Consider the following 24,899-nt stretch of genomic DNA (forward strand, 5'->3'; position numbering starts at 1 on the left):
GAATTTTTTGTTATGATTATTTTATTTTTCTCTTTGGCTCCCTCCCCTTCGGGGAGGGCTGGGGAGGGGGTTATTTTTTTAAGAAAAGCGCTTCTTTAATTGATTTTAATCGGTTTGATATTTTGACATTAAAGGGGTGCTTAGGCGGATCTTTAGGCTTTTCTTTTGGGTCATAAAGCATTCCGGTGCATAAACACATTTTGTTGTCTTTACTTTTTAGAATTTCATAATTGGTACAGGTTTGACATCCTTTCCAAAAACTTTGATCGCTCGTCAATTCTGAAAAAGGAACAGGTTTATACCCCAAATCGGAATTGATTTTCATTACCGCTAAACCAGTGGTGATTCCAAAAACTTTAGCCTCTGGATATTTTTTTAACGAATAGTCAAAAACAAATGATTTAATTTTTTTTGCTAAGCCTAGATTTCTGTAATCCGGATGTACAATCAACCCGGAATGTGCTACAAATTTTCCGTGTTGCCAACTTTCGATATAGCAAAAACCGGCAAATTTCCCGTTGTCTAATGCGATAATGGCGTCTTTGTTTTCCATTTTTTTCTGGATGTATTCAGGAGTTCTTTTAGCAATTCCCGTACCTCTCAATAGTGCGGATAATTCTATGGTTTCGCATATTTCCTGTGAATATTTATAATGTTCTTCCTGAGTTGTTATGATAGAAATGTTCATGTCAAAAGCTGGATTTTTGAGTTATAAAATGATTTAGGGGTCTTTTTTGAAATGCATTTTTTCTAAAATCTATTGTTTTTTCAAAACGGGTCAGGGCAGTACAATAAAATGAATTAAAGTGCACTAATGATGCCTTAGTTTTAATTTGTGGATAGATTGATCCAGTGAAAAATAGCGGTAATTTCAAAACAAAAAAATAAAATGAATAAAGATACGAAACAGCTTTTGGGTACTATATCGATAGCATCCGTACTTCGGGAGAAGTAGAAGGTCTGTTTTTCCGTGACAAAGAAGTTATATGTACACTTATTGTATTCATTGATACAAAAGTACACATATTTTTATAACACAACGCTACTTTTGTCTTTTGTAACAAAGTTTTAATAGATTGTTGTTTTTTTTAATCCAAGAAAAACGCATTTACAGGCATAAGTATCAAGGCGTTTATCGAATAGTAAAGTCTTTAAAACATCAGTTTCTAAACTTGTTTTGGTTGATAATTTCTTTAATTTTAGATTTTAAATCTTCTCCAGTGTCATAAACCATTTGTTCGCTACTAGGAAAAGGAATTGGACTTCTGTCAAAATAAGAATAATTATCATCAGTGGCGAGTCGGTCTCCTTTGTAAGTGGCATTTATAGTTTTGAGGTTATCCACCATAACAACTTTCCTTTTTCGTCTAAAACTTCTTTCCCATTAGTATCAATCAGTTTTTTGACACTGTCTTTGATGATGCGTTCTTTTACAAATTATCTTTCTTTAATTTGCTCTGGCGAAATATAAATTTATCTAAAATGGATTGCCATTCCATAATCATACCCAATTCCTTTTTGTTTGTTGCTGAGGTAAACAGTCCATTTATCGTTTAATCCCAATGTGCAGAAGTCCAACAAATCATTTTGAAGACGAACCGGAATAATCATGTTCGTTTCGTTTTTAGTGAAAACCGAAACATAATCAGAACCTTTAAATTCAGCCTCATCCAGCAAATAAACATATTCCTGCTTGCTTTTTTTGTCTTTATTGATATTCAAATTCGAAATCGCATTATCAATTGTCTGATCGTAATTTCCGGAGCTTAACAAGTTTTGGGTTTGCTTTACGCCACATGAGGAGAGTAGTACAAAAAAGGAGAATAAAAAGGTGATTTTTTCCCTGTGGTTTAGTATTAAATAATGGTGTTGTTCCGGCAGTTTATTTTAAGTGGATTTTTTTTTGTTTTTAGTTTAATGCTTAAAAAAAGCCATAAAAAAACCCAACAAAAAGAGTACAATTGTTAGGTTTTTGAAGGAGTATTTTATTTTTTATTTGCGAACAAAAGGAGGGAGCAGTTTGCTGGAAACTTCACCAAAGCCAATGCGTACTTGTCCGTTTAGACAATATCCTTTCATAATAACAGTATCATTATCATTGATGAATTTACGTTCAGTTCCATCCTTTAGTTTTATAGGATTTTTCCCGCCCCATGATAATTCTAACATGGAACCGTAACTGTCCGGTGTAGGGCCTGAGATGGTGCCAGAGCCCATCATATCGCCAGAATTTACACGGCAGCCATTAGAGGTATGGTGTGCTAATTGCTGGCTCATGGTCCAATACATATATTTGAAATTCGAACGTGAAATCACAGTTGCTTCTGATTTTTCAGGTTGTATGGCTACTTCTAAATTAATGTCAAAAGAATGTTTTCCTTTTTGTTGCAAATAGGGAAGTGGCGTCGGTTCTTGTTTGGGTCCTCTTGTTCTAAAGGGTTCCAAAGCATCCATAGTAACAATCCAGGGTGAAATAGAAGTGGCAAAGTTTTTTGCTAAGAAGGGGCCTAGCGGCACGTATTCCCATTTTTGAATATCGCGAGCACTCCAGTCATTCAATAAAACCATTCCGAAAATATAATCTTCGGCTTCGGATACTGCAATATTTTCTCCCATGATATTGACATCCGTAGTGATAAAAGCGGTTTCCAGTTCAAAATCAACAGAACGGGAAGGCCCAAAAACAGGTGTGGTTTCACCATTAGGTAAGGTTTGTCCCATAGGTCTGTGTACAGGAATTCCGGAAGGAATAATGGTAGAACTTCGTCCATGATATCCTACAGGAATGTGAAGCCAGTTGGGCAATAATGCGTTTTCAGGATCGCGAAACATTTTCCCTACATTTGTAGCGTGTTCCTTGCTTGAATAAAAATCCGTATAATCGCCAATTAATACGGGTAACTGCATTTCTATATCTTCCATTTCAAAGATGATTATATCTCTGTCTTTGGTATTATCTTGTAATTTCAGATTTTTTTCGTCAAAAATTTCAGCAATTCGGTTTCGAACCAAACGCCAGGTTTTTTGGCCGTCTGAAATAAAATCATTTAAAGTGTCCTGCATGAACATATCATCGGTCAGTTCTATACCTTCAAAATAATTTAATTGTTGTAAAGCACCCAAATCGATTGCGAAATCTCCAATTCTAGTTCCAACTGTTACGATGTTTTCTTTGGTTAAAAAAACACCAAAAGGAATATTTTGAATGGGAAAATCACTATTGAATGGTACTTCTAGCCAGGACTTTCTATTGGTATCGTTAGCTGTTATCGGCATATTTTGTTAATTATTTTGTTAAAAAATTACTCATCAAATATATTATAATCTAACTATTAACCAAACGTTTTTTTGTATTTTTGCATCAAAATTAACGAAAATCAAAGAAATGCAACGCGACGAACAAATTTTCGACCTTATTCTGGAAGAACAAGAAAGACAAATTCACGGATTAGAACTTATCGCTTCGGAAAACTTCGTAAGTGATGAAGTAATGGAAGCAGCTGGTTCTGTTTTAACTAACAAATATGCTGAAGGGTATCCTGGCAAAAGATACTACGGCGGTTGTGAAGTAGTTGATGTTGTGGAACAAATTGCCATTGATCGAGCTAAAGAATTATTTGGTGCTGCATATGCAAATGTACAGCCACATTCTGGTTCTCAAGCCAATACAGCGGTTTACCACGCTTGTATCAAACCAGGAGATAAAATTTTAGGTTTTGACTTGTCTCATGGTGGGCACTTAACGCATGGTTCTCCTGTAAATTTCTCGGGACGTTTGTATACTCCGTCTTTTTATGGTGTTGACAAAGAAACTGGACGGTTAAATTACGATAAAATTCAAGAAATAGCCACTAAAGAGCAACCAAAACTAATCATCGCAGGCGCTTCGGCTTATTCTCGTGATATGGATTTTGAGCGATTCAGAGTAATTGCTGATAGTGTTGGCGCTATTTTATTAGCAGATATTTCTCACCCTGCCGGGCTTATCGCCAAAGGCTTGATGAATGATCCATTGCCCCATTGCCATATTGTAACTACTACAACTCACAAAACATTGCGTGGCCCTCGTGGAGGATTAATTTTGATGGGTAAAGATTTCGAAAATCCATTTGGTTTAACCACTCCAAAAGGAGAAATCAGAATGATGTCTTCCTTATTAGACTTGGCCGTTTTCCCAGGAAATCAAGGTGGTCCGTTAATGCATATTATTGCTGCAAAAGCAGTCGCGTTTGGCGAAGCTTTGAAAGATGAATTTTTTACCTATGCGTTACAATTGCAAAAAAACGCAAATGCAATGGCAGATGCTTTTGTAAAAAGAGGGTACGAAATCATTTCTGGCGGCACGGACAATCACATGATGCTAATTGATTTAAGAAATAAAAATATTTCTGGAAAAGATGCTGAAAATGCATTGGTAAAAGCAGAAATTACTGTGAATAAAAACATGGTACCTTTTGATGATAAATCACCATTTGTAACCTCAGGTATTCGTGTAGGAACTCCAGCTATTACCACTCGTGGTCTGGTTGAGGAAGATATGGAAACCATTGTGGCATTAATAGACCGGGTATTAATGAACCATACGGATGAAGATATTATCGAAGAAGTAGCCAATAAAGTAAACGAAATGATGAGCGAAAGAGCTATCTTCGTATACTAAAAAATACGTCTTAAAGGTTTTAAAGTCGAAAGTCGAAAGTCTTTGATTAGAATTTAATATTCTGTCTTAGTTTTTGGCTTTCGACTTTATGACTTTATGACTTTCTAACTTTAAGACTAAAAAAATGTCCGTACTACGATTAAAATTACCAACAGATCCCAGATGGGTCAATATTGTAGAAAAAAATATCGAGGAAATTCTCACAGATCACGCTTGGTGCGAACAGAAAGCAGCTACAAATGCGATTACAATAATTACCAATAACTCGGAGCATCAGGATCTAGTGAAGGATTTATTGGCTTTGGCCAAAGAAGAACTTGATCATTTTGAGCAAGTACATGATATTATCATTAAACGCGGCCTAAAGTTGGGACGCGAGCGTAAGGATGATTATGTCAATGAACTGTATCTGTACATGAAAAAAAACGCTACCGGAAACAGGATTTCTGCTTTAGTGGAACGGTTATTGTTTTCAGCTATGATAGAGGCCAGAAGCTGTGAGCGTTTCAAGGTGCTTTCAGAGAATATCAACGATGAAGAATTAGCTATTTTTTATAGGAATTTAATGGAAAGCGAAGCAGGACATTATACCACTTTTATAACCTATGCACGTAAATATGGGGTAGGAATCGATGTTGAAAAACGATGGAGAGAATGGCTGGAATTTGAGGAGAATGTTATAACAAATTATGGAAATAAAGAAACAATTCATGGATAAAATCTATTTTCTGTGTTTGTGTTTTTATTTTAAATAAATTTATATTCGCGTAATTATACTAGTAATCAGTAATTTGTGTTTTATTTCTTTTTAAAGAATGCTGTTTTAATTCTAAACTATTTTTTTTTGCTGTAAATTTATATTTTTTGATTTATATTTATGTTTTTAAATTTAATTCTAACAATTATCTATTGCTATGAAGCTCAATTTTAATTATGATGGAAACATAGCTTGCAGGGCTATATTGCAAGAGCAATTAGAAAAATTAGAGATTAATTATCAACTTTTAGACTTAGGGCAAATTGAAATTGTGGATGCTATTTCAGAAGAGAGTTTGAACGCACTTCAGGATGTTTTAAAAAAATATGGGATTCAAATTATCAATAATCCAAAAGCACAATTAATCCAAAAAATTAAAGATGCTATTATAGAAATAGTGTACGATAAAGATAAATTTCCGGACGTAACGATATCTCAATATTTAGCAGACAAACTGAACTTCAGATATGGGTATATCACTAATGTTTTTTCAGAATATACCCATACCTCTATTGAGAATTTCATTATTATTCAAAAGATTGAAAGAGCAAAAAAATTAATAATTGAAGAGAAACTGACTTTAACGGAGATTTCGTATGAGTTAAACTATAGCAGTGTAGCCTATTTGTCTACGCAATTTAAAAAAGTAACCGGATTAACTCCTTCCTTGTTTAAAAGAATTGTAGGTAAAAGAAGGAAATTATCAAACAAAGAATAAATAAAATTTAAAAAATAATTCCCTATTTTATGATTGCACACCAAGATTCAATGCATATTCTTCTGGCTGATGATGACGAAGATGATCGCACTTTTTTTAGTGAAGCTTTGCAAGAACTCAAAATGAACAATGATTTAACGCTGTTTAAAGATGGTAAAGATCTGATGGATTATTTAGAAAATCCATTAAGTAAGTTGCCTCATGTTTTATTCTTGGATTTGAATATGCCCGGAAAAACAGGACTGGATTGTTTGAATGAGATTAGAGCCAATAGTCGATTTAAAGAGATTTCAATTGCAATATATTCTACTTCTTCCTCAGAGAAAGATATTGAAGATACTTTTGTCAAAGGAGCCAATATTTATATTAAAAAACCAAATGACTTTATAATGTTGAAAAAAGTAATCAAGGAAGTTGTACACATGAATTGGCAATTTCATTCTTCAGGACTAAACATAGAAACTTTTTTCTTTAGCATATAAAAAAGAATAAATGAAAATTTTAGGACTATATAAAAATTCTCAAGTCTTTAAAATAGCTTTGGCCATTGCAATTGTTGTGGTTTGTTATATTGCTTCAATGTTTTATTCTCAAATGGAAAAACTGGATTCAACAGTTGAATTAATTGCAAATTCAAATGAAACCCAAATCGAATTAGAGAAACTTTTGTCGATTATCAGTATTTACGAAACGAGTTTGCGGAGTTATATCATAACAAAAGAAGATAGCTATATTGAAAATCGGTTTTTGAGCAGAGGAAAAATAGAGGAAAGCATCAAAAAGTTAAAAGAGTTGACCGCTAATAACGCTTTGAGAAATAAAGATATTGAACAGCTCGAAAAAATCATCGATTACCGCTTTAAGTTATTCAGACAAACCTACATTATTGCTAAAAGTAAAAATTCCGGCCCGATTGATTTAAATGCAAAGTTACTCGAAAGTAGTAAAGTCACTGAAGAAATGAAATCCTTTGTGACCGAAATTATATTTTCGGAAAGTAGAAAAACAAAATTTCAAAATGACAACCATCAATTTGAATTGCAGGACTCCTTAATTACGGCTTTTTTATTAGTCATCCTCTCGCTTTTGATTTTATTGCTTTCCTTTCAAAAAATGAATGTTGATATTGACGAACTCAAAAAAGCAAATGACGCATTAAATTTACTAAACGAATCCTACAACGCTGCAGAAAAAACAGCAGGTTTTGGACATTGGATGGTTAATATAGAAACAAAAAAGTATACTTTTTCAGATAATTTATTCCGTTTAATGGGAGTTGAGCCTAAAGCTTTCGAACCTAATATTGAAAATTCGATTCCATACATACATCCCGATGATTTAGAATATGTAACGAAAGTACACCTGGATTCTTTGATAAATCACCAGTCGACTTCCATGATATTTCGGTTTTTAACACCAAACGGCGATATCAAATATATTATGGGTGTTGGAAGTTTTACTACTAATGGAAAAGGAGATTTAATAAAAATTGGGGTAAATTATGATATCACTAATCAATATAAAAAAACACTTGAATTAGAAGAAAGTAACAAAGAACTAAAATATATTAATACAGAACTGGAAGCTTTTAATGACATTGTAAGCCATGATTTGCAAGAACCGCTTCGTAAGATTCAAATGTTCATTTCCAGACTGGAAGAAAAAGAATTGGACTTGATTTCACGACAAGGGAAGGAATATTTTTCTAAAGTACGAGTGGCAGCTAACAGAATGCAAACGTTATTAATTGATTTAGTCAATTATTCCAGAACTATAAAAGGCGATAAAGTTTTTGTAACAACGGATTTGAATGTAGTTTTGGGCGAAATACTCCAGGATTTATCATCAAATATTGAAGAGAAAAAAGCCGAAATTCAAATAGGTAAATTACCAACCATTACTGCAATACCTTTTCAAATTAAACAGCTCTTTATTAATTTGATTTCCAATTCACTTAAATACAGCAAGGAAGATACAGCTCCTGAAATAAGTATCACTTCTAAAAACATTACGGATAAAGAAGTCCGGGAGTATAAAATAAGCAATAAAGACGAGTATTATAAGATTGTTGTTACTGATAACGGAATAGGTTTTAAACAGGAATATGCCGAAAAAATATTTCTTTTGTTCAAGCGTTTGGAAACTGATTCTAAATATTCAGGAACCGGGTTGGGATTGGCTATTTGCAGTAGAATTGTAGACAACCACAATGGTTTTATACAAGTAAAAGGGAAGCCAAATGTAGGGGCTAAATTTTATATTTTTATTCCAAAAGGGGATGTGATTTAATTAAATTACAAAAAAACAGAATGATATCAATATCAGAAGCTACTACGAAAGATTTAAAAACCATTCAGGAGATTGCCTATAAAACTTGGCCTCAAACTTATGGAGCCATATTGTCAAAAGAACAAATTGACTATATGCTTGAACTCTTTTATTCAGAACACGCATTACTTGAAAATTTGATCCAAAAAGGACATCGTTTTCTTTTGGTACATCAGGATGAATTTTGCCTTGGTTTTGCCTCTTATTCACATAATTATTTAGCGCAAAACCTAACGCGGCTGCACAAGATTTATTTGCTTCCAGAAGCACAAGGAAAAGGAGCAGGGAAGCTATTGATTGATACAATTGAAAATTTGGCTAGAGAAAATAATTCGGTTGCGGTCTCTTTGAACGTAAATAAATTCAACAACGCATTGTCTTTTTATAAAAAAATAGGGTTTGAAATTGTTTCCGAAGAGGATATTGAACTAAAGCACGGGTATAAAATGGAAGACTACAGAATGGAAAAAAAGCTATAATCACCAAAAATTGCTTATTGAACAACAGCAGGAGAAGTTAGGAAGAGTGCGTATACTTCCGGAGTTATAAAAGTAGATGACAGTACACCACCATAAAAAATGGACTTGAGCGGAGTCCCAAAAGAGCAGCATCAGCCGACCATTTTTTGACGGTTATTTTACCCGAAATGAAAAAAAGTATTCAAAGTAAGGACACCTTGATCTTTAATAAAGAATTTGAGAATATAACAATCAACTGTAACCGATGTCATGCAATGGAAAACGCACCTTTTTTTACGATCAAGACACCCACAGACAGAATCACCAATAAGAAAATAATATGTTAGAAAAAATCATTAATACAGACAATTCAAAAACCACAATAATCATTCGTTTCATAGTAGGAGCAGTGTTTTTATCGGAAGGTATTCAAAAGTTTTTGTTTCCAGCAATTCGCGGAGCTGGGAGATTTGAAAAAATAGGTTTGCCTTCACCTGATTTATTAGGAAGTTTTGTTGGTGCATTTGAAATTATTTGTGGCGTCTTACTTTTAATTGGGTTGTGTTCGCGCTTAGCAAGTATTCCTTTACTTATAGTTATGCTAGTAGCATTTGCAACAACAAAATCAGATGTTTATTTAGAAAACGGATTTTGGGAACTGCTTCATGGTAGCAGAACTGATTGGGCAATGCTTTTAGGTAGTTTTTATTTACTAATAAAAGGGAGTGGATTTTGGTCTTTGGATAAAGCTTTGATGAAGAATGAATGAACTTGTAAATCCAATTACAAATAAAAAAAGATGGTCTGTTGCCAGACCACCTTTTTAAACAAATTATAAAATCTAAATTAAAGTAAGTCAAAACGGTCTAGGTTCATCACCTTAGTCCATGCTGCTACAAAGTCCTTTACAAATTTTTCTTGACCGTTTTTATACCCGTAAACTTCAGCTATGGCTCTTAGTTCCGTATTAGAACCAAAAATAAGATCTACACGAGTTCCTATCCACTTCAATCCGCCTGTTGTACGATCACTTCCTACGAATGCGTCATCTGACTCAGAAACTGCTTTCCAGGTGGTACTTAAATCAAGTAGGTTTACAAAGAAATCGTTTGTAAGGGTTTCTGGATGTTTCGTGAAAACACCATTTTGAGACTGATCGAAGTTTGAATTCAATGCACGCATACCGCCTACAAGAACAGTCATTTCTGGAGCTGTTAAGGTCAATAATTGCGCTTTGTCAATCAGCATTTCTTCTGCTGATATCGTATATTTTGTTTTAACATAGTTACGGAAACCATCTGCTTGAGGCTCAAGAACGTCAAATGATTCTATATCTGTTTGTTCTTGTGATGCATCTGTACGTCCAGGTGTAAATGGTACTGAGATAGTTTGACCTGCTATTGATGTCGCTTTCTCTATCGCTGCACTACCACCTAAAACAATTAAATCAGCAATTGAAACTTGTTTACTATCAGATTGAGCACTATTGAACTCTTTTTTGATATTCTCAAGTTTGTTAAGCACTTTTTCCAGTTGTGCTGGGTTGTTCACTTTCCAGTCTTTTTGTGGAGCAAGACGAATGCGACCCCCATTAGCTCCCCCACGTTTGTCAGAACCACGGAAAGTAGAGGCAGATGCCCACGCAGTTGAAACTAATTCTGAAACAGACAATCCTGAAGCAAGAATAATAGTTTTAAGGTTAACTATATCTTGATCATTAACCAATGGATGTGTAACCGCAGGAATTGGATCTTGCCAAATTAGTTCTTCAGCAGGAACTTCTGGTCCCAGATAACGTACTTTTGGTCCCATATCTCTGTGAGTAAGCTTGAACCATGCTCTGGCAAATACATCATTAAATTCTGCCGGATTTTCTAGAAAGCGTCTTGATATTTTTTCATAAGCAGGATCAAAACGTAATGAAAGATCTGTAGTCAGCATAAACGGTTGATGACTTTTGGAAGGATCATGAGCATCTGGCACCGTGCCAGCGCCTGCATCCCCTTTTGGTTTCCACTGATGGGCACCAGCTGGACTTTTGGTCAATTCCCATTCGTATCCAAAGAGATTTTCAAAATAGTTATTACTCCATTTTGCAGGTGTTGTTGTCCATGCTCCTTCAAGACCGCTGGTTATTGTATCCCCTGCATTTCCGGTACCGAAGCTGTTTTTCCAGCCTTTACTTTGCTCCTCAATAGGGGCTGAAGCCGGTTCTCGTCCTACATATTTATTTGGATCTGCAGCACCGTGGGTTTTACCTAATGTATGTCCACCGGCACTTAACGCTACGGTTTCTTCATCATTCATTGCCATACGAGCAAACGTTTCACGAATATCATGAGCGGCCAATACTGGATCTGGATTTCCATTAGGCCCTTCTGGATTTACATAGATTAATCCCATTTGAACTGCGGCTAGCGGTTGTTCTAATTCGCGTTCTTCATTGTAACGATTGTCACCTAACCATTCCCGTTCTGAACCCCAATAAATATCTTCATTTGGTTCCCAAACATCCTCACGACCTCCAGCAAAACCGAAAGTTTTAAATCCTGCGGATTCAAATGCACAGTTACCACTTAAAATTAATAAATCAGCCCAAGAAATTTTTCTGCCATATTTTTGTTTGATGGGCCATAGTAACAAACGAGCCTTGTCTAGATTCGCATTATCAGGCCAACTGTTTAGTGGTGCAAATCGTTGTGTACCAGCTCCAGAACCACCGCGTCCATCAGCAATACGATAAGTTCCTGCACTATGCCATGCCATTCTAATAAAGAATCCTCCGTAAAAACCATAATCTGCCGGCCACCAATCTTGTGAAGTATTCAATAAATCCATAATATCTTGCTTTAAGGCAGCATAATCTAAAGACTTGAACTCTTCCGCATAATTGAACGAATCCCCCATTGGGTTTGACAGTTCAGAGTGTTGGCGTAAAATGTTTAATTTTAACTGATTTGGCCACCAGTCCCGATTTGAGGAAGCTGAACCAGCACCATGCTTTGCAGGAGTACCAGCACTCGCACCATGATTAAATGGACATTTGTTTTCTCCGTTGACATCGTAAGATGAGGAGCTCGGGTTTGTGTTATTTTCCATAGTATGATTTGTTTTTTATTTTCTTTAAAGCAAAGTTACATACAAATTACTTTTCCTAAATTAATTTTTAATAGATAAAAACTATAGTGGTTGTCATTAATTCTGAATTTATCAATTTATTAAGAATAATCAATTAAAAAGTCATCTGCATTTGTGTATTGGTATTCTTTTGGTTTTAAGTGCACTAGTTTACTAGAATTGGGCTCCACTTTTTTTTAGTTCTGATTTATGTTTAAATAAAGGAAATGGAATAGCAAAGGTGGTTATGGAATATCTCAGCATTGACATAATACTTCTTATACTGATAAATTTAGTGCGAACTAAAAAATAAATGATAATTTAATCCCAAACTAAGTCATCCTTGGTGCTGTTAGCTGTAACTTTAATCCAAAAAACAAAAAAATGAGTTTATTTGACGATAAAAAAAGTAAGGATCAAAATCCGATAGTATCAGCTCATGAAGCTTGGGTTGGAATTTTATATTCTTGCATTTCTGCGGACAATCAAATTACTGATTCGGAAACAGCAGCATTATCAAGAGTATTGCATTCTAAAGAACAATTTATAGGAATCGATATTGCGCCTCTTTATGCAAAATCCTATACTTTAAGAATTGAAATGGGGCAATTAAAATATCTTTCTGCCTGTTGTGAATGGATCCAGAAAGAAGATAAAGAAACCGTTTTTGCACTTGCATTAGAAGTACTACTTGCGGATGGAAAATTGGAGAAGGAAGAAAAAAACATAATTGAAGTATTGTCTAATCGACTCCAAATAAAGGCAGCAATGACCAGTAAAATAATTGAAGTGATATTCTTGAAAAATAAAGGAAATAACAAAGTGATATAAACAGGCCAATGTAAACCGTGTCATAATATAAAAGAGGTTTGATCTACACTGATTTTGTAAGACTAACAATTAGAAGAGTATTTTGAATTGCAATACTCTTTTTTGGTTTGATGCGTTATTTATGTTGAATTTATTATGTACTTTAGAATACTGTAATTACGGAACCAAAAACAACAAGAATTATTCGCGACTGTTGTTTTAAAAAAAACTATTGACCATCAAAAAGAAAATCAAAATAGCAAAGGAAAGTATTCACAAAAAACTTCATAGGGAACCCATAATCACGCATCCCAGACTGAAGTTTATCCCTAATGTTGTACTCAATTTGATCAGTTGTCTTGTTACATTAATCATAGTGGGAACTTTACTGTATTTAGTGCTGCACTATCTGATCATGAAATTTTATTATTTGGATTAAAAAAAAAGCCATATTTTAAAAATTGAAATTGAGTATAAAACTAATAGTACTCATATTTGTTTTATTTAAAATATAATTTTTGTTAGCATAGGTTTCACCCGCATTGAACTTGTGTACATACAATAATTGCGCATCAAACCCTTTTAACATCCCCTGAAATTGGTAGCGAACATCAGCATTGGTCTGCACATAAGAAGGCAATTCGTATTTATTTAAGGAAACGTTTTTTACGTCTGGCAAATCAAAATAACCTATAGCCAAATGCGATTTGAATGTTTTTTTAGGATTCGTATATTGTATTTTGGTCATTACCGCATGCACATCTCCAAAACCTTCATTCCGTTCTCTGGCCATAAAGGTGTAAAACGGGTCTCGTCCCCATTCTCGTGGCATTAAATACCTTCCTTTAGCAGTTATTCGATTGTAATTTAAAGTAATTTCTATTTTTTTATTCTGCCAGCCTAATCTTCCACCAAAAGTTTGTGAATTGCCATTTTTTTCAAAATAGGTTTTGCGTGGATTTTTATTTCCGCCGAAATTCAAGGCATTTTGGTAAATCGTCTGAAAACCAAAAAGCAGTTTCGAGTTTGGATTTAAATTGTATTTGTAGTCCATTTGCAATAGCGCCGAATTGAATATATTCTCAGCATATTGGTTCCATATAAGTGTTTTTAAATTCTTTATCGATTCATTTTGTATGCCTACAATATAAATTCCGTTACTGTCTAAATTCCCTGCATAATCGGATTTTGTTCCATCGGGATTCACGCCAGTTGGGTAAATCCCTATGGATTCTGCAATTCTGAAATATTTCATGGTACTTCGTGGCGAAATTCCGTATAGGTACCCTACATTTATTTTAGTTTTTTTGAGTTCATTAAAATCGATCCATATTCCATCGACTTCAGTAGGCCGCATTCTGCCGTCCTGCAGATTTATGAACGACGTATTCAGTAGTTGTTTTCCAAGGGTTACATTAGAATTTTTGTAGTTGTATTTTAAAAATAATTCTTCTAACCGGCTTAAATTGTCTTTACTTGATACGTTTTGAAAATCAAAAAGCGCTACTTCATATCTATTGGATAAATTTGTTACCGGATCTTTTTTAGAAAAATCAGAAGAACCGATATCATAAATGTAATAGCCACTGACCCCAAATTGAAAATTATGAAATTTAGCCGTTTCAAACTTTACACCGCCACCAACAGCATTGGCATAATAATCAGATAAGCCACTTTCATTGTTGGTACTCATAAAAAAATAGCGAAAATGGCCGATGAAGTTTCCGTTTTTGAAAGCATTTAAAATCGAGGTGGAATCAATTTTTTTATTATTTTTCTCTTTCCAAACGGCTGGCTTATTCGAAACTTCCTGATATTGTGCCGAGGAATGGAAACTAATTAAAAGTAAAAAAGTTGAGATTAATATAGCGAAAAAAGATTTCATTTGTAAGTCTTTAATTTTTTTACAAAAATAATCGGAGTCCTATAAATGGGAGGTAACTTTTATCACATTGGCCCAAAAAATAAAGCCGAATGTTTAAACATTCAACTTTATGACTTTTGACTTTACGACTTAATTATTATCTGAAAGTATAATCAACACCGGTAACTTGAGTTAAGAGTGTTTCAGGAGCATCAAGAATTATTGCGTTTTTTTGCGGTGTAGGTGTAACAGGAGAATTTTGTTTTAAATAATCTCTCATCACCGAATGCAAGGTTTCATTAGTGTTTTTAGCATCCATGACGCCTTTCATCCTGCAAAGCATGTCCACAGGATCTCCGTCACGCTCACAGGCCATGATTGAATACAATTTATCAGGATCTAATGGCGTATTTTTCATCGTAATACTTTGAACTCTTTTGTCCATTTCGGCAAAAGCATTAAAGCGGACTTCCATTCCTTTGAACTTAACTACCCATCCACCAAAGCGTTTAGAAGCGTCATCAGCAAAAACATTGTTTAATTCTTTTTCCAGCCAGTTTTTCAATTGCTTTCCGGTAACTTTGGCTGTTCTTACTGTGCTGTCAACTGGTAACATATCAAAGATAAATCCGTTTGTAATAGGAATGTTTCCGGTTTGATCCGGTGTTGTTTTTGGTGGACAAAAGCGAAATCCATTCGAAAGATTAATATCAATATCTGGAAATTTCCAGTGTAAGGCATTCAGGATCATTGTGTCAATTGGATTTTCTACTACAAAATAGCGGTACAAAGGAATCGTGCTGTATCCAATAATGGTATTGATTTGTTCCTGATAAACGAATTCTTTTTCTATTAATAATTTTTCTATTGTTGCATCCGGTTTTATTTTTGGAGAGTCAACTTCCAGTAGTTCATAGTTGTCCTCAATGACTTTTCCGTTGAGAATGGTTAAATCTAATTTTCCAATAAACGAACCAAAAGCTCCCGGTTCAACCACTTTTGAATACTTACAAACAATTGGTTTGCGCACTCTTTCATGTGTGTCGCCACCCAAAATGTAGTTTACACCCTCACATTCCGGTCGGTTTGCCAATGCTATTTGCTGCGATAAACCTAAATGTGCAATTATAAGTACATAGCTACATTGTTCCTGATTTCTAAGGACATCCACATAATGCGCCAGATTTTCTTCAGGATCAGTATAGATAATACCTTTGCTGTAATTGGGACTTTGTCTTAGCGGTACTAATGGATCGGTATATCCTAAAAAACCAATTTTTGCTCCGGCAACATGCCAAATAGTATACGGTTGAAAAATAAGTTCCCCACGTTTTCCATTGACCAGGTCATGATACATATTGGTACAAATTTTTGGTGCATCAAGGGAACCTAATAACGTTTGCATCTTTCTTTTTCCATAAATCACCTCCCAATTTCCGGGAAGATATAAGTCGTAATTCAATGCATTTAAAATGGGAACAAAAGCTTCACCGGTAGTTTCTACGCTTAATTCGCTACCTTGAAACATGTCGCCGGTGTCAATGGTATACGTATTTGGGTTTTTCTTTTTGAGTTGTTTCAGTAAAGTTGCCATGTAGGCATAACCGCCCGTTTTTCTAAAAACAGCTTTCCCATTTTCCCAAAATAACTCATCATGCGGATGAATCTGACAATGCACATCAGTGGTTTGAAGAATAGTAATTGTTTGCGGTTTAGTACCATCGATTGCTATATTCAAGTTTTTTTCTGTGGGCTCAGTTGTATTTGCAATAACGGAAATAGGTGAAATAATCACTGCGCCTAGACTTAAAGTTCCTACTGATTTCAGGAAATTTCTTCGGTTATTGCTCATCTTTTTTAGGTTTTTAGGTTTGTTTTTTAACAGATTTTGATACGGTAGTTCATTTTATTTTGCTAAAAATAATCGGTACTGGTATTTAAAATCCTCCCTTTATATAGCTCCAGCCTTGCTCTTGTTTTTCTACAATTTCAGCAATTCCAACCGGCACATATTCTACTTCGGAGATTAATTGGTCTTTGGTTACTTTCTGACTTTTCATGGTGTTTTCGCATACTAAAAAACGAACTCCTTTTGCCCGTAGCGCTTTTATGGATTCTAATTGTTTTGATTTTGCAGTCATTACAAATGGTAAACCCATACTGTGAATTACTACTTCGTATTTGGCATTTGGCCAATATGTCGTTAGATTTTTTAGTTGGTTTACAATTGCTTTTTGTTGCAAAGTATCAGTAGCATTGGTAAACTGAAAAACGATTTTGTGGTTTTGCGCTTTTTTTTGTGCCAATGTGCCAATGGAAATCATGATAAATACCAGGATAAATGAAAGCGTTAGGTTTTTCATAATGGAGTTTTAAGATTGTTTTTTTTGTTTTTCGTTTTTTCGGCTTTTATTGGTTTGAAAGGTCCAAATTTATGTTGGGTTTCCGTAAATGAATCTGAAAATGGACCAAAAGGATGATCCACCGGTTTTTTGGAAATATTGGGCCAGTCTTGACTTAAATCTTTCGACGGTCTTTCCAGATTTTCTACATAAGCAGCAATATCCCAAGATTCTTCATCGGATAATTGTGGGCTTTCATAAGATGCACCCAATGGCATATTGTATTTTATATAGCCGGCAAACCGACTGATTCTAAACAATCCTGCGCCGCTATTATATGAATTTTTGCCCCAAAGTGGCGGATAGGTGTATTCCTTTTTATCTTCGGCCAAAATTCCCTGACCATTCATTTGATGGCAACTGGCACATTTTTTATTATACAATGCGCTTCCTTTTAGGGGATCGGCAGCACGATTTAAATATTCCAGATCATAAATTCCCGAGGCATTCGATTCTTTCCCTTTAGGTACATTACTGCCAATATATTCAATGTACGCGATCATGGCTTTCATTTCTTTTTCATCTCTTTCCAGAGGCTGACCATTCAAACTTCTCTCGATGCAATCGTTGACTCTTTTATAAAGATCTTCAACTTGCCCGCTTCGGGCTCTCATTTTTGGATACATCGAATATACGGAACCATAATTGTTTCCCCAAGGCTTTGTACCGGCATCCAGATGGCAATTGTTGCAATTCATTCCATTAGTAATTGGTTTGACACTGCCATTTGGACCCAAATATTTTGCCGTATGCGCAATTAGATCTTTGCCATATTCTACTTCCTGTTTTAAAGTTGAATCTTTAATCAGAGCGATGTCAGCCGGTTTCCAGAATTTTGCCGTTTCATTTTGCAAAATCACTTTTTTCTTTGCATCGATATAAAGAGAATCGAGATTTGAATCATTATTTTGAAACGAAGCGGTAATTGTGGTATTGAAAAACAAACCGACGAAGAAAACCATTACCAGGAAGATAATGGTTATAAACAGATAGATTAGCCTTTTTACGAGCGATTTAAATGGAATGATATTTTGTTTTTCTGGATTCATAGGGTATTAATGAGGCAGTTTGTCTCTAAAATAACCATATACCCAAGTTCCCACTATTGCAAAAAACAGAGTAACAATCATCACTGTGGCACCCGTTCCAATTTGTGCAAATAATGGTCCAGGACAAGCTCCTGTTACTGCCCAACCCAATCCAAAGATAAGGCCACCATAAATTTGGCCCTTGTTGAAAGTTTTGTCATGAAATTCAATTTTTTCGCCATAAATGGTTTTAATATTGAATTTTTTTATCATGAAAACGGAAATTATCCCCACCACTACAGCACTTCCTATGATGCCATACATGTGAAAAGATTGGAAACGAAACATTTCCTGGATGCGATACCAGCTGATTACCTCGGATTTTATAAATACAATACCAAACAAAACACCTATGATTAAGTATTTCAAATTGTGATACCATTTGTGTTCTAATTGGCTCTCGTTGATACAAACCGTATCTAAAGAACGCGTTTCGAAATCTGTATTTTGATCTTTAATGTTCATAATTTGTAATTTAGAGTGAAAGAATAAATGGTAAAATAACATTTGCCATAATCAATCCGCCAATGAAGAAACAACATGTTGCTATAAGCGATGGCATTTGTAAATTAGACAAACCAGAAATAGAATGACCGCTGGTGCAACCTCCCGCATAGCGAGAACCAAAACCAATAAAAAAGCCACCAATAACCATCATAAAAAAGCCTTTGAGTGTAAATAAACTTTCCCACGAGAACAATTGTTCCGGTAACATTCCATAAATTTCAGTTATACCGTAGCCTGCCAATTCGGTTTTTAGATTTCCATCAATAGTAATTGGATTTGGATTTGACAAAAAGCTGTACGCGATCACACCACCTAATATAATACCGAAAACGAAAAACATATTCCAAATTTCTTTTTTCCAGTCATATTTGAAAAACGTAATATTTGCCGGTAAGCACATGGCGCAAGTGTGGCGTAGAGAGGCGCTAATACCAAATGATTTGTTTCCAATGATTAACAAAGCCGGAACCGTAAGTCCAACTAATGGACCTGCAATGTACCAAGGCCAAGGTTCTTTGATTAATTCTAAAATTTCCATATTTATTTTTTTATTACAACAAAGGTTATATTTATAAATGAGTAGTTGTGTTACTTTTGTCACACAAGAAAAAAAAGTAAAAAATGACAATAATTTTATTTTTTTAATAACTCGTCTAGCATTTCTCGGAACGAATCACTATTCCAATTTGCTGTTCCAATTTTGGCTACGATTACATTTCCTGATTGATTAATAATATAGGTTGCCGGAATTGTCGCTGATTCCATTTCTAATGGAGGATTGGTTACCGATTGATACACAGGAAGCGTCAGATTTTCTTTAATCATAAAAGCATTTGCTTTTTCGAAGGAATCCGTTGTCACAAACAAAAAGACTATTTTGTCTTGATAATCAACATATAATTTTTGAATGCTTGGCATTTCGGCAATACAAGGTGGACACCAGGTGGCCCAGAAATTAATGAATACTATTTTACCTTTGTATGCGTCCAATGACACCGTCTTTCCGGTGGCGTCTTTTAATTGCCATTGATAAGTTGACAGTTCTTTTTGATCCATAACGGCAATTGTTTTAGGCGAAAAAGCAATTAATCGATTCAGTTGTACTTTTACAAAAGTGCCCAACGGACTGAACAGAAGCAGTGCTATTAATACGATAAAAACAATATTTTGAACAGTCGATTTTTTTGATTTTTTTGGCTCCATTTTTTTAAATTATTATTATTATTATTATTATTCTCTAAAAAGAAACGATTTTAGATTAAAATTAGCGGGTTGTTTTTTATAAAGAGTCTTTCGGCATTCGGATTTCAATAATTAGTGATGATACAATGGTGATGACACCGATTAGAACAATGGCATAATTTACACCAAATAAATCAGCTGTTATTCCTGAAATAATCGCGCCTATCGCATATCCTAAATCCCTCCAAAGTCTGAATGTGCCAATGCTTTCTGCTCTTTGATGTGGAGTTGTAGCTTGTGCGATGGCAGATAAAAAGGTGGGGTAGACTAACGCCGTTCCTAAACCCAAAAATGCTGAAATTGCGGCCAACTGATAGAATGCTGCAGCAAAAGGAATAAAAAGTATCGCTATTCCCTGAAGTAACATTCCCCAAAACAACATCTTTTTTTTCGAATAAACATCTGACATTTTTCCGGTTACCAATTGTCCAAAACCCCAAACGGTAGGATAAATAGCGGTTATAATTCCAATATTCTGTGAATCATAATTCAAAGAAAGCAACACAATAGGTAAAAGTCCCCAAATCATACCGTCATTCAGGTTATTGACTAATCCTGCTTGTGTTATGGCGCTTAATGTTTTGTTTTTGAAAGTGGTTTCGAGAAAAATATTATCTAATTTTTCAGTTCTATTCGTTGTGTTTTCTTGGTGAGCAAATACTCGGGTATCTTTCACAAAAAACAAAGTCAATAAAAAACCAATTATCGAAATCCCAATTCCCAAGTAAAAAGGGTAGGGCGTAATGCCATATTTTTGTGCAATGTAGCCTGACAGAAAAGCAACTAATCCAACGGCAAAATAACCGGCAAACTCGTTGAGTCCCATCGCAAGTCCACGATCTTTTTCCCCAACCAAATCAATTTTCATCACCACTGTACTGCTCCAGGTAAGTCCTTGACTAATTCCCAATAAAATATTGGCAAAAATCACCCAGTTCCAAGATTCTGCATAAATTAAAATAAAAGGAATTGGAATGGCTAGAATCCAACCGAATAAAAGCAAATTTTTTCTTCCGAAACGGTTCGCCAGTTTGCCCGTAAAATAATTGGTAATGGCTTTTGTAATTCCAAAGGCAATGATGAAAGAGAGAATAGCCGTTTTTGAAGCAATGCCAAATTCAATCTCAGCAAATTTTGGAATAATGGTTCGTTCCATGCCTATCATCCCGCCGACAAAGGCATTGACAATAACCAAAATAGTAAATTGTTTCCAATTTTCTTTCAGTCCAAGTTTGGTTGTATTTGTTTTCAATTGATGTAATTTATGAATTTAAAATCTTCGTTTGAAAAAGAAGTTAGGAATAAAAAAGTGTAAGTTCTTATAATTTGTAATATTCTAATTGGTAGTCACCTATGTGTTTTTTATTTTCTAGGATGGATTTTTTATGCTTGAAATAGTTGATTGTCCCAAAAACAAAAATGATAAATGAAGTGATAAAAAGTGCGATTTCAATCAGTAAACTATTTTCAATTTTGAGCAGATTTCTCAAACTTAAACCTGCAATCAAAAAATACATTGACGTTCTCAAAAAGGCAAGAAAAGTAGATTGGTTGGCCAATACAGTCCGTTGCAATGCTAATTTTTCTCTTAAAATTAAGTCTTTGTTTGCTGCTTTTTTTGTTTCCATATTATTTTATAATTAAGTGCAAAAAGTAGTTTAGTTGTATTTGTTTCGTAGAAGAGTAAAAATGAAAATTTTTTCTAAAAGCACTATCAAATTTACTTCTTTATTTAAATGAATTTGAAAAATCAAATGTTTTTTCAGTATTTATAAGTAGAATAAAATCAAAGTGTTTTTATTGTCCTCTAATTTTCATTGCTGAATAAATAAATAAATATGCAGTTTAAAACAACTACTTTTCTTGTTTTAAACTGCATACACGATTTTTAAAACAACAGCTGTTTATTTGCTTATCGCTTCGTTTACATCTTGCCAAGTACCACCATTGGTCACGTTTTTGAAACCATTTTGTTCCAAAATCATTTTGGCTTGACCGCTGCGATTACCGCTACGGCAGAAAACAATAATATGCTCTCTTTCTTTGAATTCTTCTAATTGGCTCGCCACTTGATCCAAAGGAATATTGGTTGAACCTTTTACGTGACCTTCTGCGAATTCTGACGGTGTGCGAACATCTACTAAGAAAGCACCTTCGTTTATTAATTTTTCCATTTGTGTGGTGTCTTTTTTTGAAAACAGATTTTTAAAAATTCCGAACATAGTTGAGGTTTTTAGTATTCAATAGGATTATTTTGGCTCATCCACTCATTCATTCCAGGAGAATAGTTGAGCACATTTTTATACCCATTTCGCGCTAATAATGAATAGGCAATTGCTGCCCTGTCACCACCTTGGCAATGGATTAATACTTTTTTATCCTTACTTATTTTGTCCAGATTATTTACTAAAGTACCTACAAATACATTATCAGCTTCTTTGATATGACCTGCATTGTATTCTGCAACACCACGAAGGTCAACAACTTGAACATCTTTTTCTTGTTGTAAGGCTTTAAATTCTTCTATTGTAATTTGATTTACTTTCTCCAAAGAACCGCCATTTTCTTCCCATATTTTCGTAGAAGGAATGTACCCGTGGATGTTGTCTAATCCAATTCGCATTAGTTTTCTGGTCAAATCATCTAATTGTGATTCATCGGCAAGCAACATAAAAGGTTCTTCATACGTAAGAAACCATCCTGCCCAAGTGGCAAATGAATTATTCCCTTGAATGTTGATGCTTCCCGGAATAAATCCTGTAGAAAATTCCGTTTTATCTCTTGCATCAATCAATTTGATTCCTTTTTCTAAAGCTGCTGTTAACTCGCTATAATCCAGTTGTTTTGATTTTGGAACAGTTGTAAGAAGCGGACGATCTACTTTATTTAGTTTTTTCATCATCGCGAAATATTTTGGCGGTTCCGGTTGGTCTTCCAATAAATATTTTACAAATCCAGTTTCATCATTTTTATGCTGAAAAGCCCAGTTTCTTATTTTTTCATATCCTACAGTGGTGCTTGGAACGGCTCCTAGTGCTTTTCCACAAGCAGAACCTGCTCCATGACCTGGCCATACTTGAATATAATCAGGTAATGCATCAAATTTAGTAATGGATTGATACATTTGTTTAGCGCCAATGTCCTGTGTTCCTTTCATTCCTGCTGCTTTTTCAAGCAAATCAGGTCTTCCTACATCTCCCACAAATACAAAGTCACCGGTGAACAACATGACAGGCTCATCGCTGGCAGGCGTATCGGTTAGCAGAAAACTGATGCTTTCCGGAGTATGTCCTGGTGTATGAACTACTTCTATTTTTAAGTTTCCTACTTTCAGAACATCACCATCTTTAATGTCAACATGAGGGAATTCATATTTCCAATCGGATCCGCCTTCCGCTGAAAGGTACATTTCTGCTCCCGTCAAAGCTGCTAATTCTCTGGAACCAGCTAGGAAATCAGCATGAATGTGTGTTTCTAAAATATGAGTAATTTTCATATTGTTCTGCTTGGCAATTTCAAGGTAGGTGTCAACATCTCTTTTAGGATCGATAACTGCGGCTACACCTGCTTTTTGACAGCCAATAAAATAACTTGCCTGAGCAAGACTCTTGTCGTAAATGTGTTGAAAATACATATCGTTTATTTTTAAGTTTATTATTCATTTGAAACCAAAATTACAGATTACATTTATTAAAAATGGTGACATATGTTACACAAGTATTTTATAACTGTAATTGTAGTATTTTATTAATATGAATGTCGTGGCGCGTAGATACAATTTTTGCCGCTTCTCTTGTACAATTTGATTTTGGTTGATTAAATTTTTTTAATAAGCAATTGTGGAGTAACAAAAAGTACTGAATTACCTCGACCTTTGATTATTAATATTTGATATTGATTAGCCATTTGTTTTTGGATTTGTTTTAGTAATAAGAAGATAAATTTATTTAAATTGCTTCTGTATCAACGTGACTTTTGTTATACAATAATTTTATTTTAGAAATAACTCCTTAGTAATAATATAAATCCCCATCACTAAAACAAACCAGCCAAAAGCGGGTTTCAGTTTGTTGCCATTAATTTTTTTGGATAATGCTGTACCAATAAAAATTCCAACAATTGCAAATGCTGAAATGGTAAATAAGAATTGCCAATCAATAACGTTTTCTCCACCTTCTCCGAAAAAACCGATTAAAGATTTTGCAGCAATGATTACTAATGAAGTCCCAACCGCTTCTTTCATAGGAAGTTTACTCAAAATAACCAAAGCCGGTATAATTAAAAAACCACCGCCAGCTCCTACAAGTCCGGTAATTATTCCTATAAGTGTTCCTTCTATAAGTATAAGTGGATAATTGAATTTTTGTTCGTGTGGTTCTTCAGAAGCGAGTTTTTTGTCTTTTTTAATCATGCTATAAGAAGCAATAATCATTATAACAGCGAAAAACAGCATTAAAAAAAGGTCTTTAGTCAAGATAAAATTTCCCACAGAAAACAGCTCTTTAGGAATTGCAGGAACTATCATTGCTCTTGTTGTAAAAACGGAGATAATTGATGGGATACCAAAAACAATAGCTGTTTTTATGCTAACCAAACCTTTTTTGAAATAGCCAACACTTCCTACCGCACTTGTCAAGCCAACAATAAATAATGAATATGCAGTTGCAATCACGGGTTCAACTGTAAATAAATAGACTAAAACAGGTACGGTAAGAATGCTGCCTCCACCGCCAATGAGCCCTAATGCAACTCCAATGAGTATTGACGAAAAATAACCAATATATTCCATAATTGTAAAATTTATGATTGCAAAGATTGTCTGTTAAATTTTTGCATTCAGTAACATTTATCACATATAAAAAAAATTTTTCTAAAATTCAAATTCCTTTAGGGTAATTATAATGACAATTTCTTATGGATTGTTTACAGTTCCGGAACGGGAGAGTAT

At 34.5% G+C, this 24,899-nt stretch carries 25 protein-coding genes; 8 read left to right on the forward strand and 17 right to left on the reverse strand.

The genetic code is table 11. The features are described 5' to 3' along the window. Positions 1–70: 70 nt before the first annotated feature. The 4 genes from EKL97_RS06415 to fahA all read right to left on the reverse strand — a co-directional run bounded on the left by EKL97_RS06415 (position 71) and on the right by fahA (position 3,276). Positions 71–688: a GNAT family N-acetyltransferase gene (locus EKL97_RS06415; protein WP_126462824.1), complete on the reverse strand. Its 618-nt coding sequence runs from the start codon at positions 686–688 to the stop codon at positions 71–73. Between the two features lie 471 nt (positions 689–1,159). Further along, on the reverse strand, positions 1,160–1,348 hold the full coding sequence (locus tag EKL97_RS16025) for a hypothetical protein (protein ID WP_143392182.1): 189 nt from the start codon (positions 1,346–1,348) through the stop codon (positions 1,160–1,162). 125 nt (positions 1,349–1,473) lie between these two features. After that, positions 1,474–1,773, reverse strand: coding sequence for a hypothetical protein (locus EKL97_RS16030; RefSeq protein ID WP_317125232.1), 300 nt, complete (start codon positions 1,771–1,773; stop codon positions 1,474–1,476). A 219-nt stretch (positions 1,774–1,992) separates the two neighbouring features. Beyond that, on the reverse strand, positions 1,993–3,276 hold the full coding sequence (gene fahA / locus EKL97_RS06425) for a fumarylacetoacetase (RefSeq protein WP_126462821.1): 1,284 nt from the start codon (positions 3,274–3,276) through the stop codon (positions 1,993–1,995). Between the two features lie 109 nt (positions 3,277–3,385). Here fahA and glyA point away from each other — a divergent pair, with 109 nt between their 5' ends. The 7 genes from glyA to EKL97_RS06460 all read left to right on the forward strand — a co-directional run bounded on the left by glyA (position 3,386) and on the right by EKL97_RS06460 (position 9,690). Beyond that, a complete protein-coding gene (gene glyA / locus EKL97_RS06430; RefSeq protein ID WP_126553685.1) occupies positions 3,386–4,660 on the forward strand; it encodes a serine hydroxymethyltransferase in 1,275 nt (424 codons plus the stop codon). Between the two features lie 124 nt (positions 4,661–4,784). Continuing rightward, entirely contained in the window at positions 4,785–5,378 is a 594-nt protein-coding gene (locus EKL97_RS06435; protein WP_126462815.1) for a tRNA-(ms[2]io[6]A)-hydroxylase, read from the forward strand. Between the two features lie 196 nt (positions 5,379–5,574). Next, on the forward strand, positions 5,575–6,135 hold the full coding sequence (locus tag EKL97_RS06440; protein ID WP_126462812.1) for a helix-turn-helix domain-containing protein: 561 nt from the start codon (positions 5,575–5,577) through the stop codon (positions 6,133–6,135). A gap of 29 nt (positions 6,136–6,164) precedes the next feature. Further along, on the forward strand, positions 6,165–6,617 hold the full coding sequence (locus tag EKL97_RS06445) for a response regulator (protein ID WP_233588557.1): 453 nt from the start codon (positions 6,165–6,167) through the stop codon (positions 6,615–6,617). A 10-nt stretch (positions 6,618–6,627) separates the two neighbouring features. Further along, entirely contained in the window at positions 6,628–8,424 is a 1,797-nt protein-coding gene (locus tag EKL97_RS06450; RefSeq protein WP_126462809.1) for an ATP-binding protein, read from the forward strand. A 20-nt stretch (positions 8,425–8,444) separates the two neighbouring features. Then, positions 8,445–8,942: a GNAT family N-acetyltransferase gene (locus EKL97_RS06455; protein ID WP_126562350.1), complete on the forward strand. Its 498-nt coding sequence runs from the start codon at positions 8,445–8,447 to the stop codon at positions 8,940–8,942. Between the two features lie 319 nt (positions 8,943–9,261). Next, positions 9,262–9,690, forward strand: coding sequence for a DoxX family protein (locus EKL97_RS06460; RefSeq protein ID WP_126564243.1), 429 nt, complete (start codon positions 9,262–9,264; stop codon positions 9,688–9,690). A gap of 77 nt (positions 9,691–9,767) precedes the next feature. On the opposite strand, the gene katG is transcribed toward EKL97_RS06460, so the two are convergent. Beyond that, positions 9,768–12,020 (reverse strand): catalase/peroxidase HPI, encoded by a 2,253-nt coding sequence (gene katG, locus EKL97_RS06465; protein WP_126568484.1) that lies wholly within the window; start codon positions 12,018–12,020, stop codon positions 9,768–9,770. A gap of 402 nt (positions 12,021–12,422) precedes the next feature. Here katG and EKL97_RS06470 point away from each other — a divergent pair, with 402 nt between their 5' ends. After that, positions 12,423–12,869, forward strand: coding sequence for a tellurite resistance TerB family protein (locus EKL97_RS06470; protein ID WP_126568485.1), 447 nt, complete (start codon positions 12,423–12,425; stop codon positions 12,867–12,869). Between the two features lie 433 nt (positions 12,870–13,302). On the opposite strand, the gene EKL97_RS06475 is transcribed toward EKL97_RS06470, so the two are convergent. The 12 genes from EKL97_RS06475 to EKL97_RS06530 form a co-directional block, all read right to left on the reverse strand. Beyond that, entirely contained in the window at positions 13,303–14,733 is a 1,431-nt protein-coding gene (locus EKL97_RS06475) for an OprD family outer membrane porin (RefSeq protein WP_126568486.1), read from the reverse strand. A gap of 136 nt (positions 14,734–14,869) precedes the next feature. Then, positions 14,870–16,564 carry a bifunctional metallophosphatase/5'-nucleotidase gene (locus EKL97_RS06480; RefSeq protein ID WP_126568487.1) on the reverse strand — a complete coding sequence of 565 codons (1,695 nt, stop codon included), beginning with the start codon at positions 16,562–16,564 and terminating at the stop codon, positions 14,870–14,872. Positions 16,565–16,649: 85 nt separating this feature from the next. Continuing rightward, on the reverse strand, positions 16,650–17,075 hold the full coding sequence (locus EKL97_RS06485) for a DsrE family protein (protein ID WP_126462786.1): 426 nt from the start codon (positions 17,073–17,075) through the stop codon (positions 16,650–16,652). Then, positions 17,072–18,163 carry a c-type cytochrome gene (locus EKL97_RS06490; RefSeq protein WP_199742819.1) on the reverse strand — a complete coding sequence of 364 codons (1,092 nt, stop codon included), beginning with the start codon at positions 18,161–18,163 and terminating at the stop codon, positions 17,072–17,074. The genes EKL97_RS06485 and EKL97_RS06490 overlap by 4 nt, the downstream gene beginning before the upstream one ends. Positions 18,164–18,169: 6 nt before the next feature. Then, positions 18,170–18,667 carry a DUF6691 family protein gene (locus EKL97_RS06495; protein WP_126553697.1) on the reverse strand — a complete coding sequence of 166 codons (498 nt, stop codon included), beginning with the start codon at positions 18,665–18,667 and terminating at the stop codon, positions 18,170–18,172. A 10-nt stretch (positions 18,668–18,677) separates the two neighbouring features. Then, positions 18,678–19,241, reverse strand: coding sequence for a YeeE/YedE family protein (locus EKL97_RS06500; RefSeq protein ID WP_126463080.1), 564 nt, complete (start codon positions 19,239–19,241; stop codon positions 18,678–18,680). A gap of 101 nt (positions 19,242–19,342) precedes the next feature. Then, a complete protein-coding gene (locus EKL97_RS06505; RefSeq protein ID WP_126568488.1) occupies positions 19,343–19,912 on the reverse strand; it encodes a TlpA family protein disulfide reductase in 570 nt (189 codons plus the stop codon). 76 nt (positions 19,913–19,988) lie between these two features. Then, a complete protein-coding gene (locus EKL97_RS06510) occupies positions 19,989–21,203 on the reverse strand; it encodes an MFS transporter (RefSeq protein WP_126568489.1) in 1,215 nt (404 codons plus the stop codon). Between the two features lie 67 nt (positions 21,204–21,270). Next, positions 21,271–21,579: a DUF202 domain-containing protein gene (locus EKL97_RS06515; protein WP_126462775.1), complete on the reverse strand. Its 309-nt coding sequence runs from the start codon at positions 21,577–21,579 to the stop codon at positions 21,271–21,273. A 276-nt stretch (positions 21,580–21,855) separates the two neighbouring features. Next, the gene (locus tag EKL97_RS06520) at positions 21,856–22,173 is read right to left on the reverse strand and encodes a rhodanese-like domain-containing protein (RefSeq protein ID WP_126562570.1); all 318 of its coding nucleotides are present in this window, start codon (positions 22,171–22,173) and stop codon (positions 21,856–21,858) included. An 11-nt stretch (positions 22,174–22,184) separates the two neighbouring features. Continuing rightward, complete coding sequence (locus EKL97_RS06525; protein WP_126568490.1) at positions 22,185–23,585, reverse strand: MBL fold metallo-hydrolase; 1,401 nt, start codon at positions 23,583–23,585, stop codon at positions 22,185–22,187. 357 nt (positions 23,586–23,942) lie between these two features. Further along, the gene (locus tag EKL97_RS06530; RefSeq protein ID WP_126568491.1) at positions 23,943–24,740 is read right to left on the reverse strand and encodes a sulfite exporter TauE/SafE family protein; all 798 of its coding nucleotides are present in this window, start codon (positions 24,738–24,740) and stop codon (positions 23,943–23,945) included. Positions 24,741–24,899 lie beyond the last annotated feature (159 nt).

Source organism: Flavobacterium sp. LS1P28 (genome assembly GCF_003970335.1).
Taxonomy (GTDB): Bacteria; Bacteroidota; Bacteroidia; order Flavobacteriales; family Flavobacteriaceae; genus Flavobacterium.